Raw genomic sequence first — 15820 nt, forward strand, 5'->3', positions numbered from 1 at the left:
AACCAGATAGTTTATTTTCTGAAAGGCTTCCCCATGAGCACTGCGCCTCCCATCCCCGTCCGTTCGCCGCTGCCCGGCTCCCTGGCCGGTGAAACCGCCGTCCTCATCGGCGCCACCTCGGGCATCGGGCTGGCCGCGGGCGTCCTGCTGCGTTCCGTCGGCGCCAAGGTCGTGCTGGTCGGCCGCGACCCCGACCGGCTCGGCGCCGCGGTCTCCCGAGTGCGGAGCGCGGGCGGGGGCGACGCCCCCGACGACGCCGTGGTGGGCGTCTCCGGCGACGGCGCCGATGAGCAGACCCTTGCCGAGGCCTTCGACCGGGCGGGCCAGGCCGACCACGTGCTCGTCACCGCCGGCGGCATCAGCGGCGCCGGCCCCGTGGCCGGGCTGTCGGCCGACACCATCCGCACGACCTTCGACTCCCGCCTCGGGGCCGCCTTCGCCGCCGCCCGCGCGGCGGCGACCCGGCTTCCCGCGGGCGGCTCTCTCACCTTCAGCTCGGGGATCCTCGTGGTACGCCCCGCTCCCGGGATGACCGCCCCCTTGGCGGTCGCCGGGGCCGTGGAGACCCTCACCCGCGCGCTCGCGGTGGAGCTCGCCCCCACACGGGTGCGCGTGAACACCGTCCGTTTCGGCCGGATCGACACCCCGCTGCTGCGCTCGCTGCCGGGGCTGGACTCCGACGAGGCGGTGGCCGCCGCCGGGTCGACCGCCCCGCTCGGCCGTGTCGGCACCGCGGAGGAAGCCGCCGCCACCGCCCTCTTCCTCATGGCCAACAACTACGTCACCGGCCAGGTCATCACCGTCGACGGCGGCGAAGTCCTCAGCTGACCGGCGCCCGCGCCGGCACCTTCGGGTCTCCGGAAAGGTCCGTGGGACGGTTCGTCAGGACGGGTTCGGGCGAGGCGGGGTCTCGGGGGTGCGTGCGATGGATGCGAGCAGCGTCAGCTTGTCGGCACTGTCGGTGCCGGGGTCCGGATGGAGGATGACGAGCGTCTGCCCCGGCGCGCCGCTGACCTCCAGTCTCTCCCGGTTCAGCCACAGGTCCCCGACCTGCGGATGGTCGAGGTGCTTGGGCGAGCCCTTGCACGTGTTCACGTCGTGGCGGGCCCAGAGCCTGCTGAAGCGAGGGCTGGCGAGGGAGAGCTCGCCGACGAGTTCGATGAACCGGGGGTCGTCGGTGTCGGTGCCGACGGACTCGCGGAAGCCGGCGACCATGCCCTGTCCTGCGTCCTCCCAGTCCGGGAACAGGGCCTGCTCGGCGGGCCCTCCGGAACGGTCTCCTTCCTGGGCCGCCGCCGTCGCCGCCTCCGAGGTTCCCCCGCTCCCAGACGGAGCAGGTAGGCGGTCGCGTCGTCGTCGAGCCGCAGCACGCGGGCGAGGGACTCGAGGACCTGCGCGGAGGGGTTGCGGTCGCGGCCCTGCTCCAGGCGCAGGTAGTAGTCGGCGCTGATCCCGGCGAGCATCGCGACCTCCTCCCGGCTGGCCGGCGTGCCGGAGGACACCGAGCGGCGGCCCGTACCGGAGATCCAGCCCAACGGCAGCCCGGCGCAGGCGTGGGAGCTGGAGACGGGACACGACTGCATGATCACCATGCCGGGCGAACTGACCGATCTGCTGCTCAAGCTCGGCTGACGAAGGTCTGAATCGCCTGCTTGAGCTGCGACGAGAACGGCAGGGGGGCGCCGTAGTGGGCCGGATTCCGGCTCGGATCCTCCTTGAGTACGTGGCTGACCCCGGTCAGACGGACGAACTCGGTGCCGGCCCGTGCCTGCTTCAGCCCGGCGGCCAGCTGCTCGACGTCGTCGCAGCCGACCTGGATGTCGGCGTCGCTGCAACTCAGCAGAACCGGGGTGCGCGCCTTGAGCTCGGCGGCCAGTTCGGGCGGGTTCAGGCGGTCGGCCTCGGACAGGAACTTCGCGCTCGCCGGGGACAACACGTTCGACAGCCCGCCCGGCAGGTTCGCCTGGACCGTTCCGCCGGCACGCAGCGACGCGACGGCGCTCGCCAGGGCGTCCTCGACCTCGGTCGCCTGCGCCTTGGTGATCGCCCCGGCCTGCAGCTGGGCTCTGATCTGGGCGGTGATCTGGGCGCTGATGACGTCGAGGTACCGGCGGCTCAGCGGTTGGAGCAGCCCGAGGCTGTGCACGGGCGTCCTCCCCTTCGTCGCGAGCAGGAGGGCGAAAAGTGCTCCTTCGCTGTGCCCGATGACCGTGAGCCGCCGTCGGTCGACGCCGGGCCGCCCGGCCAGGTAGCTCAGGGCCGCTGCGGCTTCCCGTTCGAACACGCCGACCCCGATGTCGGCGGCCTTGGAGGCGTACGGTCCCAGCCCCGTCCTGCCGCTGCCCAGCTTGTCGTAGCGCAGACTTGCCACGCCCTCGGCGGAAAGAAGCTCGGCCATCGTCTTCAGGGTGTCCACCCCGCCGAGCTGAGCGGAGTTGCCGTCGCGGTCGGTGGGGCCGCTGCCCGCGATCAGGAGCACCGCCGGGGCGGGTTCGCCCTGCCGGGCCGGACGGCGCCAGGTGCCGTGCACGGTCATTCCGTTGGCACGGAAGCTCACCTCCTCCTCGATGGCGCGGGGGCCCGGCAAAGAGGCGGTCGTCGCGGAGGCGGCGGTCGTGGAATCGGCGGACCCGGAGTCGACGGCGGCCGTGCCGCATCCGGCCGTCAGGAGAGCGAACGCGCACAGGCACGCGCCCAGGCGCGATGAATGGATGTTCGGTGCATGCGTGGGTGCCCGTCTGGCCATGGCAGCGTCATTCCGTTTCTCAGGTCAAGGGGAGAAGGTCACAGAGTGCCGGTCGGCGTGAGGTAGAACCCGGAGACCTTGCCGTCGCGGTCGTAGGAGACGCGGGCGGTCAGGTCGCCCGCTTCGAAGGACAGGGGGACGTTCACCACGGTGTGATCGCCTGCCTGGTGGGCCACGGGTTCCCCCATGTCCTCGTATCCGCCGACCGTGCCGATCACCTGCGCCCAGACCTCGGCCAGGCGGGCCGGGCCGAGGCCGGCGACCATCGTCTCGTCGAAGTCGCGGCACGCGTCTTCCCAGCGGTTCCCGATCAGGTCCGCGACCAGGGCGGCCGCACGGTCGGCTGCGTCGGGCACGATCTTCTCGGTCATGGGTGTCCCCGTCCTCGGGTCGAGTGGCCGGCTGAAGCGCTGGAACGCCGCCTGCCGGCTGGAGCCCAGCACGTCTCCGATCTCCTGCCAGGTGTGCCCCGCCGTGCGTGCCCCGGCGACCGCGGCCCGCATGGCCTGATCGACGAGACGCGCGAGCTCCCGGGCGGCTGCCACCGCGTCCAGCGGAGTCGACGTGGTGCTCAGGTGCTCCGTCAGACGATGCGCGGCCTCCGCCAGGTCGGTGGTCACCGGCGTTTCCGTTGCCCCGTCAATATCCCCTTTACGGGGCAACGGTGTCAAGTTTTCTTTTACGTGCTCCATCCGGTCGCGGGTGCGCCGCGCAGCGCTTCGGCAGGTCGCGTCGCAGTATTCGCGCTTCCGTCCCCGCCCTGAGCTGCTAGGGAGCGACTTCCCGCAGTGTCGGCAGGTCGGGGTGTCGTGCGCTTCCATGCCGATGCTCCTTGAAATCGTGCCGCTGTCACTGGCACGTAATACTACGGGAGAACAGCACGGAATACGTCGCCCTCAGCCGGTGTCCGTCAGGGGGAGGCGTCGCAGCGCGGGTTTGTGGATCTTGCCGGACCCGGTCTTCGGCAGCTCACCCGTGATGTCGACATAGCGGGGAATCTTGTACTTGGCCAGACGGGGGAGGAGGAAGTCGCGCAGTTCGCCGGCGGTGACACTCGCGCCGGCGCGAGGCACCACGAACGCGCGGCCGGCCTCGCCCCATTCGGCGTCGGGTACGCCGAGCACGGCGACCTCGGCGACGCCCGGATGTTCGAAGATCACCGCCTCGACCTCGGCGGGATAGACGTTCTCCCCACCCGAGATGTACATGTCCTTGACCCGGTCGACGACGTACAGGTGGCCGTCGTCGTCCAGGACGGCGACGTCGCCGGAGCGGAACCAGCCGTCGCCGGAGAACGCGGCGGCGCTCGCCTCCGGGTTGCGCCAGTAACCAGGAGTGACGTTCGGCCCCTGAACGAGGACCTCACCCGGCTGTCCTGCCGCCGCGTCCGTGCCGTCGGGCCGGACGACCCGTACGTTGGCGAAGAACACCGGCACGCCCGCCGAGCCCGTCTTGCGCACGCTCTGACTGGCTTCGAGGAAGGTGGCGCCGGGAGCGGTCTCGGTGAGCCCGTACCCCTGGCAGAACACCAGACCCCGTTCCTGGTACGTGCGGATCAGAGCGGCGGGGACCGCGGCGCCGCCGGCCATGAGGTGACGCAGCGACGACAGGTCGGCGCCGGCCCACCGGGGCGAGCGGGCGAACGCGGCGAACATCGTGGTGACGCCGAACATCCAGGTGATCCCGTGCTTCTCGATGAGGTCGTAGCACTCGTCCACCTGCCATGACGGCATGATCACCGAACAGCCGCCCTTGAGGAAGGTCGGCAGCAGGGTCTGGTTCAGGGCCGCGACGTGGAACAGCGGCGCGCTGATCAGCGTCATCTCGTCGCTGGTGACGTCGACGCCGAGCAGGAGGTTGAAGCAGTTCCACACGAGGTTGGCGTGGGTGAGCATGGCGCCCTTGGGCCGTCCGGTCGTCCCCGAGGTGTAGAGGATGAGCGCCGTGTCGTCCAGCCCCACGGCCGTGTCGATCGGGGTGGGGTCGCCCTGCGCGAGCCAGGTCTCGTAGTGCTGCTCCCCGGTCCGCGGAGTGTCCAGGGCGACGACCTGCCGGAGGGCGGCGGTGTCCGGCAGGGCCCGGACCACCTCGGCGCACTCGGGCGCGTAGATCAGCACCTCGGCGCCCGAGTGGTCCAGCATGTACCCGATCTCCGGCGCGGCCAGCCGGAAGTTCAGCGGTACGAAGACCGCTCCGAGCAGGTGGGCGGCGAACATCGTCTCGACGAGAGCGACGTGGTTGCGGCCGAGGTAGGCGACCCGGTCACCGGATCCGACCCCCGACGCGCGCAGCCGCGACGCCAGCCGCGTCGTCCGCTCATGGACCTCGGCGTAGGTGACGGGCCGGCCCGCGAAGACGAACGCGGTCCGGTCCGGTGTCATCCGGGCCCTGCGGGCGGGCCACCCTCCCAGACCGGCGTTGCGCATGGTGTTCGGCCTCCTGTCGGCTCGGAGATCAGGGGGAGGTACGGCAGCGCGGACGGGGCCGCCGCCGCGTCAGGCGTAGTGCCGGTAGATGGCGCGGGCGACGCAGGCCGGCTTGCCCGCCCCTTCGATCTCGACGGTGAAGTCGACGTGCATCTGCACGCCGTTGCCGGCGACGTCCTCGACCGAGGCGACGGTGGCGCCGAGGCGGATCCTGGCGCCCACCTTGACCGGGCTGGGGAAGCGCACCTTGTCCAGGCCGTAGTTGATGCTCATGGTGACGCCCTGGATGTCGAGCAGGTCGTTGAACAGCGGGATGACCAGGGACAGGGTCAGGTAACCGTGGGCGATCGTGCCGCCGAACGGCCCGTCCTGGGCTCTGGCGGGGTCGACGTGGATCCACTGGTGGTCGTCGGTGGCGTCGGCGAAGGTGTTCACGCGGTCCTGGGCGATCTCCAGCCAGGCGCTGTGGCCGAGGTCCTTGCCGGCCAGGGCCTTGATCTCCGTCAGGCCGTTGGCGGTGGTCGTCATCAGGCGTTCTCCTTCAGGCCGAGCAGACGGGCGGCGTTGTCCTTGAGGATCTTCGGGCGGACCTCGGGCTTGATGTCGAGCTTGTCGAAGTCGCTCAGCCAGCGGTCCGGGGTGATCACGGGGTAGTCGGAGCCGAAGAGCACCTTGTCCTTCAGCAGGGAGTTGGCGTACCGCACGAGCTGCGGCGGGAAGTACTTCGGCGACCAGCCGGACAGGTCGATGTAGACGTACGGCTTGTGGGTGGCCACGGCGAGGGCTTCGTCCTGCCAGGGGAACGAGGGATGGGCCAGGATGATCCGCAGTTCGGGGAAGTCGACGGCCACGTCGTCCACCAGCAGCGGATTGCTGTACCTGAGCCGGATGCCGCCACCGCCGGGGACACCCGCGCCGATGCCGGTCTGCCCGGTGTGGAACAGCGCCGGGACGCCCAGCTCCTCGATGACCTCGTACAGCGGGTACGCCACGGGATCGTTGGGGGCGATGGCCTGGATGCCGGGGTGGAACTTGAAGCCGCGTACGCCGTGCTCCTCGACCAGCCGCCGCGCCTCGCGCGCGCCCGCCCTGCCCTTCCACGGGTCGACGCTGGCGAACGGGATCAGCACGTCGGCGTGCTGGGCGCAGCCCTCGGCGACCTCTTCGTTCGAGATGCGGGGGTGCCCGGTGGCGTGTTCGGCGTCCACGGTGAACACCACCGCGGCCATGTTCCGCTCCCGGTAGTACGCGGCCGTCTCATCGATGGTCGGCTGCCGGTGCCCGTGAGCCTTGAAGTAGTCCTCGGAGGCGCCGAACAGTTCCGGGCTCAGCGAGCGGTGCCCGTCCTTGGAGATCTCCGCGTGGGTGTGCACGTCGATCGCGACCAGGCCGGCGACGTCCATGACCGGCATGTCAGGCCCCCTGCCCGTTCGAGGCGGGCGCCTTGGGAGCGGGGATCCCGTACGTCTCCGGCTCGGCGCCGACGCCCGACCCCCAGGAGGCGGCGATGGTCTCGGCCGTCCACCCTCCGTCGGCGAAGGCCACGGCCTTCTCGGCGGGGTGCGACCACAGGGCGAGCCGGTCCCCGCCGATGCCGATCGCCTGGCCGGTGACCTCGGCGGAGGCGTCCGAGGCGAGGAACACGACGAGCCCCGCCACGTCCTCGACCGTGCCCAGCCCTTCGTCCTTGCGCAGCCAGCCGGGGAGCGGCCGGCCGGTCCGCTCGGACTCCTCGATGACGGGCGCGAACACGGGAATGGTCTTGGTCATCTCCGTCGCCGCCACCGGCACGACCGCGTTCACCGTGACGTTCGCCCTGGCCAGCTCCATCGCCCAGGTCCTGGCCATCGCCACGATGCCGGCCTTGGCCGCCGCGTAGTTGGTCTGGCCGAAGTTGCCGCGCTGGCCGGCCGGCGAGGAGATCAGGATCAGCCGGCCGCCGGTGCCCTGCTCGCGCATCCGGACCGCCGCGGCCCGCGCGCAGGTGAACGTGCCGCGCAGGTGCACGTCGAGCACGGCGTCGAAGTCGTCGTCCGACATCTTCCACAGGACCCGGTCGCGCAGGATGCCCGCGTTGGTGACCATCACGTCCAGCCGGCCGAACTCCTCGACCGCGGTGGCGACCAGCCGGTCGGCCACCTCGGCGGAGCCGACCGGGGCGGCGACGGCGCGTGCCCTGCCGCCGCTCCCGGTGATGGCCTCGACGACCTGCGCCGCCGCTTCGGCGTCGACGTCGTTGACGATCACCGCTGCTCCGGCCGCGGCCAGCGCCTCGGCATATGCGCGGCCGAGCCCGCGGCCCGCACCTGTGACAACGGCGACCTTGGCGGAAAGATCCATGGGTTCCCCTTGGGTTGTACGGCGGATAAGGCGAATCTATGTCGCTTATGTGACGGTCGTCAAAAATTTGCCCAACGTCAGTGACCGTCCTACGCTCGGGTCGTGGCGCGTACCGAGGGAGACGACCGGCAGGCGGCCGCGGCCCCGCGGCCGCAGTCGCTGCTGTTCAGCTTTCTGGGGATCTACGTGCTGGGGCGCGGCACCGCCGTCTACTCGGGGAGCCTCATCGAGGTCTTCGCCCGCCTCGGCGTCTCCGAGGAGGCGGTCCGGTCGACGCTGGCCCGCATGGCGAAGCGGAACCTGCTGGCCCGGCACCGCCGGGGGCGCAAGACGTACTTCGGGCTCACCGAACGGGCGGAGCAGGTGCTGGAGGACGGCGGCCGGCGCGTCTGGGAGACCGGCGCGGTGAACCGCGAATGGGACGGAACCTGGACCCTGTTCGGCTTCTCCCTCCCCGACAGCCTGCGCACCACCCGGCACGACCTGCGCTCCCAGCTGGTCTGGGCCGGGTTCGGCCTGCTGCAGAGCGGGCTCTGGGTCGCCCCCGGCACCAAGGACGTCGGCGCCATCCTCAGCTCCGTCGAGTCGGACGATCTCCGGGGCGGCGACCACGTCACCGTGTTGCAGGCCAGGGCGCTCGCCCCCACCGAGTCGGCCGACCTCGTCCGCAAGGCGTTCGACACCGAGCAGATCGCCGCACGCTACCGGGCCTTCCTCGACCGCTGGGACACCGCGCGCCCGCTGCCGGCGGCGGCCGACGACCTCGCTCGCCAGTTGCTCCTGCACACCGACTGGCTGCAGCTCATCCGGCAGGACCCGCACCTGCCCGCCGAGCACCTGCCGCGTGACTGGCCGGCCATCCGCGCCGAGCACGTCTTCCACACGCTCGCCCGCGTCTATGAGGCACCCGCCGCGCGACTGGCGGCGGCGGTGGTCGAGACGGCCGGCGTACGGCCGGACACAGGTGACGAGCCCGACCGGGGCAGGACCACGCTCTCCAGCCACTGACCGACGCGCTCGGCCACGCCGCCGTCGAAGGTGCGGGTGTCGACGTTGTCGGCGTGGACCTCGAGCACCGGGAACCCGGCCGCCTCCAGCGCCCTGGTGGTGAAGTAGCCGCCCCGGGGGTCGTCGGAGACCAGGTGGACCACGCCGTCGATGCCGTGCAGGCGCGCCTCCTTCACATACCACTCGCTCGACCACGGTGGGGTGTAGAGCTGGTCGCCGAACGCGGCGAAACGCGCCGCCAGCGCTCTCATGGGGTCGTCGCCGTAGCGGACGTAGCCGTCGGCGGCGATGGCGAGGTACATCGACCAGACGAACACCGCGCCGTACTCCTCCTGGAAGCGCTGGTAGAAGCCCATGTCGTACCAGAGGCCGCGGCCGATCCACATCAGCCGCGCCCGCTCGTCCCGGCACACGGCCTGACCCGCGTCGACCAGGTCGCGTACCTCCTCGTGCAGGCGCCGGGCCAGGTCCCTGGCCCACTCGGTGCCGCGGTGCCACTGCGGGAGCATGACGCTGGGGATGCTGTCGACGACGCCGAGCGGCGCGGGCCGGGCCCGGGCGATGAGGTCGCGCGTCTTCCTGTTCCACTCCTCCTGCTCGTTGACCAGGGCCATCACCTCCCGGAAGCGGGACTCGTCGAACCGCCTGCCGGTGGTGGTCTCCAGGAACCTCACGAGATTCTCCAGCTCCGCGGTGAGCAGGTCCAGCCGGGCCGGGCCGACCGCCTCCTCCCACCGGTGCGGCATGAGTTCCCACCAGTTGGCCGGCACCTCGTTCTCCGCGGCGCTCTCCAGGGGATAGAAGGTGACCCCGGGCTCGCGCCCCCAGATGTCGAAGATCTTGCGGGTGACGTCGCCGGTGGCGTCGCCGACGATGATGTCCGGCCTGGGCAGGCCGCCCCACGGGCCCGCCTCCGGCTCCGCGTCGAACGCGGAGCCAAGGGTGACCGAGTTGTACTGCTCGGAGTAGTCGGGGTAGCCGCGCTGACGCACCAGCTCCAGGTAGTGCCCGGAGCGCTGCTTGGCGGTCACCAGCGACGCCCACCATTGGCTGACCGCGTACGGGATGTCCATGGTGCGGAAGATCTCGTGCGGGACGTCCGCGTTCAGCAGGGCGAACGGCTCGCCGTCGGCGACCCGGCGGTGCAGGTCGGCGAACCATTCGCGCTGGTGCCTGCCCGCCTCCGCTGCCGTGGCGAGGGACTTGACACTGCGCGTTCTCACATCGGGCATGGTGACTCCTTGCGCAGAGCGGCCAGATCGGCACGCCCGTACTCCTGGCGCTCCAGCAGCACGGAGGGGATGTCCAGCGCCGCGCGCTGCGCGGGAAAGTCCCAGGCCGGAGCCTCGTCCCCGTCCCGGCTGTAAGCGATGAAGAGGTCGGCCCGGCAGCGCCGTACGGCCGCCGCCGCGTGCGCGGCGCGCTCGCCCGCCGTGGCCCGGTGGGCGGTCGGGCCGCTGCGGTGGTAGTGCTCGGCCAGCGCGTCCAGGCTTGCCGCGCCGATCGGTTCGGTCACGGAGAGGTCCCCGAAGGAATGGTCCTCGCCGACGATCACATGGCCGTCGGACTCGATGGCCTCGTACACGTGCGGCGTGTCGTGGTCGCTGCCGCTCAGGAAGACGCGCTTCCCGGCGTGCTCGTCGAGCCGTCCCGCCTCGGCCAGCAGCCGTTCCAGCAGCGGGATGTGCTCGTTCACGGGCAGGGGGGCGCCCGCCACCGCGAGGAACTGCCGCCCAGTGAGGCGGGCGGGCACGGCCCTGCGCAGTTCGGCGGCGGCCGCCAGCAGCCTGCGCCGTACGTCGTGCGCCGCCATCGCCCCGGCCACGTCGAGGGGGCGGCCGGTCCAGGCCTCCAGCCGGGCGGCGAACTCGCCGATCCTGCGCCGGTTGTAACGGGCGGTCGTACGGTGCGGCAGGTGCAGCAGGTCCACCAGGTAGACCCCGGGCAGCCCCGCGCCCGGCTCCACGCGGCCCAGCTCGCGCAGTGCGTAGAACAGCCGCAGGGACGCCTCGCAGTCGTGCGAGACCACGATGCGGTCGAGGTCGCCGAAGGCCCCGGCGAGCAGCCGGGCGAGCACCGAGCGGGCCACCGGGTCCACCCCGCGCCCCAGGTAGCGGTCCCCGAGGTCGGAACCGGACTCCGGGTCGCCCGTGAGGCGGAACGCGCGCAGTCCCGCGGCGGTCAGCAGCTCGACCGGCACGTCGGCCCCGACGTAGCCGACGACGGGGGCCGGGTCCTTCGCGGAAGCCGCCGAGGCGCCACGCCCGGCGTACGCCTCCTCCAGCGCGGCCAGCGCCGCAGGCACGTCAGATCACCCCTTCGGCGGCCAGCGCCTTGAGCTCGTCGTCGGAGTAGCCGAGCAGCCCGCCGTAGATCTCGGCGTTGTGCTCGCCGAGGCCGGGCGCCGGCCGGTCGAGCGCCGCCTCCGAGGCGGAGAAGCGGATCGGCACGCCGGTTCCGTACAGGTCCCCGGGGTCGCCGTGGCGCGGATGTTCGAGGGGTACGACCTCCTCGCGCTCCAGTACGAGCGGGTCGCGCACGGCGTCACCGGGCTCACGCACCTCGGCGGCGGGCACGCCGTGCCGGGTGAGCAGGTCGAGGACCGCGGCGAGCGGGCGGGCCGCCGCCCACGCGCCCACCAGTTCGTGCAGCTCGCCGGCGTTGGCCACGCGCGCGTCGCGGGAGGCGAAGCGCGGGTCCGCGGCCAGGTCGTCGTGCCCCATCGCCGCGAACAGTCCGTTCGCGAAGGCGTCGGTGGGGCCGCACAACGCGAACCAGCCGTCCGCCGCGGCGAACGTGCCGAACGGCGCCAGCCTCGGCACGGTCGCTCCCGTGCGCATGGGCAGGCCCAGCTTCTCGTAGGCGTCGAACGGCTCGCACGCGACCAGCGAGGTGAGCGCCCCCAGCATGGACACGTCCACGTGCTGGCCCTGGCCGGTCGCGTCGGCCCGCAGGACGGCGGCGAGCGTGCCGATCACCGCGTACAGCGGCGCGACCAGGTCGCCCACCGGTAGCCCGAAGCGGACAGGCGGGTCGCCGGGCGCGCCCGCGGTCATCATCACGCCGCTGAGCGCCTGGATGATGGTGTCCATCGCCTTGCCCGAGCCCGGACCGCCCTGCGCGCCGAAACCGCTGATCGACGTGCACACGATGCGCGGGTTGATCGTGGTCGCCCAGTCGTGGCCGATGCCGAGCCGCGCCGTGACGCCGGCGCTGTAGTTGTCGATCATGATGTCCGACATCCGGACCAGCCCGGCGAGGACGTCGCGGGCCTGGGGATGCTTCAGGTTGAGCGTGACGCTCTGCTTGTTGCGGCCCCGGAGGAGCATCGACACGGACATGTCGTCGTCACCGCCGCGGGTCAGCGCCAGTCCCCCGGCACCGAGATAGGGGGCGTTGTTGCGGGAGCTGTCGCCGCCGGTCAGCGGATTCTCGACCTTGATCACCCGGGCGCCGAGCCCGGCCAGCAGCAGGGTCGCGTACGGTCCGGACAGAGCGGTCGTCAGGTCGATCACCGTACGGCCTTCGAGCGGGCGCTCAGCCACGCAGCACCACCTCGTCCCCCTCCCAGTGGAATTCCGTCCCCAGGCCCGCCTGCCGCGTGATGCCCTCGATGTACGACACGACCCGCCGTCCCTCCTCGTCGTCCCCGAGCGGCGCCGGCCGGCCGGCGCCGTCGATCCAGCAGGGCACGAGACCGGCCGAGACCAGGCCGCCCCGGCCGAACCGGCAGACCGCGATCGCGGTGTTCCGGCTCTCGGGATGGAAGGGGTAGTACGGCATGTCCGGGGCCGGAGCGAAGCCGTACAGCTCGACCCTGCGGCGCGCCCACGCGGCCCGTTCGCCTTCGTCTCCCGCCGCGGGCGTCAGCGCTCGGGTCACGGTCACGAAGTTGCCCAGCCCGTGATAGATCGGCCGGCCGCGGTACATCTCGACGCCTCGCATGATGTGGGCGTGGTGGGCGAACACGGCGTGCGCGCCGGCGTCGACGGCGGCATGGGCGACGGGCCGCTCGTACATCGCCAGCACGGCGGGCGTGTGCCCGACGCCCTTGTGCAGCGACACCAGCACGACGTCGGCCTCGCGGGCCAGGGCCGCCACGTCCTCGGCCATCCGTTCCAGGCAGGCGGGGTCGGCGAAGGTGTAGACGGCGGGCGGCCCGCCGGGGCTGGCGTGGTCGAGTTCGTAGTGGGTCAGCACCTTGATGTACGCGCAGCCGGGCTTGCGGCTGGTCGCCCAGGACTCGCGCGGCCCGACGCAGTTGTAGCTCAGCACGCCGATCCGCAGCCCGTCGCGCTCCACGACCGCGGGACGGCGGGCCTCGTCGAGTGTCAGGCCGGCGCCCGCGGTGGCCAGTCCGGCCTCGGTCGCGTGCCTGATCGTGTCGGCCACTCCCTGGTCGCCGACGTCGTAGACGTGGTTGCCCGCCAGCGTCACCACGTGGAAGCCCGCCTCGGCGACCGCGCCGAGCGCGGCGGGATCGGCGGGCGGCGCCGGGACGTCGGTGCTGACCTGGGCGGTGGACGTGCTGTGGGGCACCTCGATGTGGCCGATCACCACATCGCCCCGCCCCATCGTCTCCCGGGACGGGGTGAAGAAGGCCTCGGGACCCGGCTCGTCGAGGACGAGGTCGCCGACGGCCATCACCGTGAGACTCACGAAGTGCGCTCCTTCTCAAGCAGGCGTTCGTCAGGGGTTCGCGCCGCCTGCCCGGAGAAGCGCGACAGGAAGGCTCGTAGCCGGGGTGAGGCGGGATCGTCGAAGATCTCGGCGGGGGTGCCGGTCTCGACCACCCGGCCCTCCTCCATGAAGACGCAGCGGTCGGCCACCTCGCGGGCGAAGCTCATCTCGTGCGTCACGATGATCATCGTCATGCCGCCGCGGGCCAGGTCGAGGACGACGCTCAGCACCTCGTCCACCAGTTCGGGATCCAGGGCGCTGGTGGGCTCGTCGAACAGCATGATCCTCGGATGGGTGGCCAGGGCCCTGGCGATGGCGACGCGCTGCTGCTGGCCGCCGGAGAGCATCCGGGGATGGGACTCCGCCCTGTCGGCGAGCCCCACCCGCTTCAGCAGCCGCAATGCCTCCTCGCGCGCCTTGTCCTGGCTGCGGCCGTGCACCGCCACCTGCGCCTCGACGACGTTGCGCAGCACGCTCCAGTGCGGGAACAGGTTGAACTGCTGGAAGACCATGCCCATGCGGCCGCGCTGGGCGGCCACCCGGCGGTCCGGCAGGGGACGCAGGTGGCCCCGGTGCGTCTCGTAGCCGAGCAGTTCCCCGTCGAGGTACATGGCTCCGCCGTCGATGCCCTCCAACTGGTGGACGCAGCGGACCAGGGTGGACTTGCCCGATCCGGACGGGCCGATGACGGCCACGACCTCGCCCTCCTGCACGTCGAGGTTCACCCCGTCGAGCGCCATCTGCTCGCCGAACTGCTTGCGCACGTCATGGACGCGCAGGACCGGCTGGTCGCTCACCGCTGCCCCTTCCCGAAGTGCTGCTCCAGGCGCCGCTGGCCGAGCGACAGCACGGTGACCACCGCCAGGTACCAGGCGCAGGCGACGATCAGCAGCGGCACGATCTCGTAGGTCCGGTTGTAGATCACCTGCACCGAGTACAGAAGGTCGGCCATCGCGATCACGCTCACCAGGGAGGTGCCCTTGAGCAGGCTGATGAACTGGCTGCCGGTGGGCGGGACGATCACCCGCATCGCCTGCGGGAGCACGACCTTGACGAAGCTCTGCCTGGCCGTGAACCCCATCGCGCGGGCCGCGTCGCGCTGCCCGCCGTCCACGCCGAGGATGCCGGCCCTGACGATCTCGGCCATGTACGCGGCCTCGTGCAGGGTGAGCCCGATGACCGCGGCGGTCAGCGAGCTGATCACGGAGTTGGTGGGCCACGAGACGAAGGTCGGGCCGAACGGCACGCCCAGCGAGATCCGCGGCAGGAGATACCCGAGGTTGAACCAGAAGATCAGCTGGACCAGGGGCGGAATGCCGCGGAAGAGCGCGACGTAGAGGCCGCAGGCCCAGGACACGGGCTTGAAGTCGCTCAGCCTGCCGGCCGCGAGCAGCACCCCGAGCACGCTGCCCAGCGTCATCCCGATGACGGTGAGCAGCAGGGACATGCCGAGGCCGCGCAGGATGTTCGGGTCGAACAGGTACTTGCCGGCCACCGGCCACTCGAAGCGCGGGTTGGTGACGAGGAACCAGGCGAACTGCGCGGCCAGCACGAGCAGCGCGGCTCCCGCCACCCAGCGCAGCGGGCGGATGCGGGGACGGGCCGAGGCGACGTCCACGGCCTGTGGGGCCGTGCTCACTGCGCCGCCGCCGTGTTCATCCTGGGCTCCTCCACCGCCACGTTCTGGAGCCCGTACTTGTCCATGATCTTCTTGTACTCGCCGTTCTTGAAGATCTCCTTGAACGCGTCGAGCATGACCGGGCCGAGACCGCTGGACTTGGGCACGAGCATCGCCAGCTGGTCGACGCCGGCGCCCTGCTCGTCGGTCTGCGTGACGTAGGTGAAGGCGTCCTTCTGCTTGCCCATCACGTCGAGGGCCGCGCTCTCGGTCATGCCCGCCGCGTCGGCGCGGCCGGACGTGGCGGCGAGGATGGTGCCGTTCGTGTCGGCGAAGCCGATGAAGGAGAGCGTCGGCTTGCCCTGCTTGGTGCACCATTCGGTCAGGCGCTTGGCCTGGTCCTCGGTGATGCTGCCCGCGGTGCCGGCGACCCGTTTGCCGCACAGGTCACCCGAGCTCTTGATGGCCGAGGAGCCGGCCTTGGGAATCAGGTAGGAGGTCCGGGTGACCATCCACACGATCGCGTCGAACTGCTTCTCGCGCTCGGCGGTGTCCTTGACCGGTCCGTTGAAGGCGTCGTACCTGGAGGCGAGCATGCCGGAGAGCGCTGCGGGCAGGCCGCTGACGATCGAGATCTCGGTGGGGACCCCGAGGGCCTTGCCGAGGGCCTCCTGCACATCCTTGTCGATGCCGGTGACGGTCTTGCCGTCGTTGGCGACGATCCGGTACGGCGGGTGGGAATCCCCGGCAAAACGGATGACGCCCGCTTCCTTGATGCTCTCGGGTAGGGCGTCGTACAGAGCCGTCGCACCGGCCGGTCGCTGCGTCTCGCCCTCGCCTCCGCCGCACGCTGCGACGCCGGCGAGGGTCAAAGCAGTCACACCCGCGAGGATGGTCCTGGGCACTCTCATGGTGATCCTTCCCGCGACCAGCTAATGCTGCAGTTATTCTTGCGGCCGTGTGGGTAAGTGTCACATCTAAAGGTGCACACCTGTCAAGGGG

At 71.4% G+C, this 15820-nt stretch carries 16 protein-coding genes and 2 pseudogenes; 3 read left to right on the forward strand and 15 right to left on the reverse strand.

Features of this window, described 5'->3' with window-relative positions:
• The first annotated feature begins 33 nt into the window (after positions 1 to 33).
• A complete protein-coding gene (locus E1295_RS11125) occupies positions 34 to 828 on the forward strand; it encodes an SDR family oxidoreductase (protein ID WP_132630166.1) in 795 nt (264 codons plus the stop codon).
• Positions 829 to 882: 54 nt separating this feature from the next.
• Here E1295_RS11125 and E1295_RS50820 read toward each other — a convergent pair.
• Positions 883 to 1251: pseudogene (locus E1295_RS50820) on the reverse strand (MmyB family transcriptional regulator); the annotation flags it as partial.
• Between the two features lie 146 nt (positions 1252 to 1397).
• Positions 1398 to 1463 (reverse strand): annotated as a pseudogene (locus tag E1295_RS50825) (hypothetical protein); the annotation flags it as partial.
• A 25-nt stretch (positions 1464 to 1488) separates the two neighbouring features.
• On the opposite strand from E1295_RS50825, the gene E1295_RS11135 reads away from it, so the two are divergent.
• Complete coding sequence (locus E1295_RS11135) at positions 1489 to 1632, forward strand: hypothetical protein (protein ID WP_220448651.1); 144 nt, start codon at positions 1489 to 1491, stop codon at positions 1630 to 1632.
• Here the strand turns inward: E1295_RS11135 and E1295_RS11140 are convergent.
• From E1295_RS11140 to E1295_RS11165, 6 genes are all read right to left on the reverse strand, one after another.
• Positions 1619 to 2746 (reverse strand): alpha/beta hydrolase family protein, encoded by a 1128-nt coding sequence (locus tag E1295_RS11140; protein WP_220448652.1) that lies wholly within the window; start codon positions 2744 to 2746, stop codon positions 1619 to 1621. The two genes, E1295_RS11135 and E1295_RS11140, sit on opposite strands and share 14 nt — an antisense overlap.
• A 38-nt stretch (positions 2747 to 2784) precedes the next feature.
• On the reverse strand, positions 2785 to 3366 hold the full coding sequence (locus E1295_RS11145; protein WP_132630167.1) for a DUF3887 domain-containing protein: 582 nt from the start codon (positions 3364 to 3366) through the stop codon (positions 2785 to 2787).
• Between the two features lie 276 nt (positions 3367 to 3642).
• On the reverse strand, positions 3643 to 5172 hold the full coding sequence (locus tag E1295_RS11150; protein WP_132630168.1) for an acyl-CoA synthetase: 1530 nt from the start codon (positions 5170 to 5172) through the stop codon (positions 3643 to 3645).
• A 69-nt stretch (positions 5173 to 5241) separates the two neighbouring features.
• Complete coding sequence (locus tag E1295_RS11155) at positions 5242 to 5700, reverse strand: MaoC family dehydratase (RefSeq protein WP_132630169.1); 459 nt, start codon at positions 5698 to 5700, stop codon at positions 5242 to 5244.
• Positions 5700 to 6584, reverse strand: a complete 885-nt coding sequence (locus E1295_RS11160; protein ID WP_281284732.1) for an amidohydrolase family protein — start codon at positions 6582 to 6584, stop codon at positions 5700 to 5702. Before E1295_RS11160 ends, E1295_RS11155 begins: the two co-directional genes overlap by 1 nt.
• Position 6585: 1 nt before the next feature.
• On the reverse strand, positions 6586 to 7512 hold the full coding sequence (locus E1295_RS11165; protein ID WP_132630170.1) for an SDR family NAD(P)-dependent oxidoreductase: 927 nt from the start codon (positions 7510 to 7512) through the stop codon (positions 6586 to 6588).
• A gap of 102 nt (positions 7513 to 7614) precedes the next feature.
• On the opposite strand from E1295_RS11165, the gene E1295_RS11170 reads away from it, so the two are divergent.
• Complete coding sequence (locus E1295_RS11170) at positions 7615 to 8520, forward strand: PaaX family transcriptional regulator (RefSeq protein WP_246079974.1); 906 nt, start codon at positions 7615 to 7617, stop codon at positions 8518 to 8520.
• Here E1295_RS11170 and E1295_RS11175 read toward each other — a convergent pair.
• From E1295_RS11175 to E1295_RS11205, 7 genes are read right to left on the reverse strand one after another with little or no spacing between them, the layout of a single operon-like run.
• Entirely contained in the window at positions 8409 to 9752 is a 1344-nt protein-coding gene (locus tag E1295_RS11175; protein ID WP_132630171.1) for a 2-hydroxyacyl-CoA dehydratase family protein, read from the reverse strand. The two genes, E1295_RS11170 and E1295_RS11175, sit on opposite strands and share 112 nt — an antisense overlap.
• The gene (locus E1295_RS11180) at positions 9740 to 10825 is read right to left on the reverse strand and encodes a 2-hydroxyacyl-CoA dehydratase family protein (RefSeq protein ID WP_246079975.1); all 1086 of its coding nucleotides are present in this window, start codon (positions 10823 to 10825) and stop codon (positions 9740 to 9742) included. The genes E1295_RS11175 and E1295_RS11180 overlap by 13 nt, the downstream gene beginning before the upstream one ends.
• Position 10826: 1 nt before the next feature.
• Positions 10827 to 12065: a CaiB/BaiF CoA transferase family protein gene (locus E1295_RS11185; RefSeq protein ID WP_132630172.1), complete on the reverse strand. Its 1239-nt coding sequence runs from the start codon at positions 12063 to 12065 to the stop codon at positions 10827 to 10829.
• A complete protein-coding gene (locus tag E1295_RS11190; RefSeq protein WP_246079976.1) occupies positions 12058 to 13179 on the reverse strand; it encodes a CapA family protein in 1122 nt (373 codons plus the stop codon). The genes E1295_RS11185 and E1295_RS11190 overlap by 8 nt, the downstream gene beginning before the upstream one ends.
• Complete coding sequence (locus E1295_RS11195) at positions 13176 to 13997, reverse strand: amino acid ABC transporter ATP-binding protein (RefSeq protein WP_425465337.1); 822 nt, start codon at positions 13995 to 13997, stop codon at positions 13176 to 13178. The genes E1295_RS11190 and E1295_RS11195 overlap by 4 nt, the downstream gene beginning before the upstream one ends.
• A complete protein-coding gene (locus E1295_RS11200; protein WP_132630173.1) occupies positions 13994 to 14839 on the reverse strand; it encodes an amino acid ABC transporter permease in 846 nt (281 codons plus the stop codon). The genes E1295_RS11195 and E1295_RS11200 overlap by 4 nt, the downstream gene beginning before the upstream one ends.
• Positions 14836 to 15699 carry a transporter substrate-binding domain-containing protein gene (locus tag E1295_RS11205; RefSeq protein WP_246079977.1) on the reverse strand — a complete coding sequence of 288 codons (864 nt, stop codon included), beginning with the start codon at positions 15697 to 15699 and terminating at the stop codon, positions 14836 to 14838. The genes E1295_RS11200 and E1295_RS11205 overlap by 4 nt, the downstream gene beginning before the upstream one ends.
• Between the last annotated feature and the right edge of the window lie 121 nt (positions 15700 to 15820).

Origin of the sequence: Nonomuraea mesophila (assembly GCF_004352805.1) — a bacterium.
In the GTDB taxonomy this organism is placed as follows: domain Bacteria; phylum Actinomycetota; class Actinomycetes; order Streptosporangiales; family Streptosporangiaceae; genus Nonomuraea; species Nonomuraea longispora.

What these genes read in the sequence shown, in the direction of transcription:
- E1295_RS11125 (WP_132630166.1), top strand. Translation starts at nt 34, where the DNA reads ATGAGCACTGCGCCTCCCATCCCCGTCCGTTCGCCGCTGCCCGGCTCC.
- E1295_RS11140 (WP_220448652.1), bottom strand. Translation starts at nt 2,746, where the DNA reads ATGGCCAGACGGGCACCCACGCATGCACCGAACATCCATTCATCGCGC.
- E1295_RS11150 (WP_132630168.1), bottom strand. Translation starts at nt 5,172, where the DNA reads ATGCGCAACGCCGGTCTGGGAGGGTGGCCCGCCCGCAGGGCCCGGATG.
- E1295_RS11155 (WP_132630169.1), bottom strand. Translation starts at nt 5,700, where the DNA reads ATGACGACCACCGCCAACGGCCTGACGGAGATCAAGGCCCTGGCCGGC.
- E1295_RS11160 (WP_281284732.1), bottom strand. Translation starts at nt 6,584, where the DNA reads ATGCCGGTCATGGACGTCGCCGGCCTGGTCGCGATCGACGTGCACACC.
- E1295_RS11165 (WP_132630170.1), bottom strand. Translation starts at nt 7,512, where the DNA reads ATGGATCTTTCCGCCAAGGTCGCCGTTGTCACAGGTGCGGGCCGCGGG.
- E1295_RS11175 (WP_132630171.1), bottom strand. Translation starts at nt 9,752, where the DNA reads ATGCCCGATGTGAGAACGCGCAGTGTCAAGTCCCTCGCCACGGCAGCG.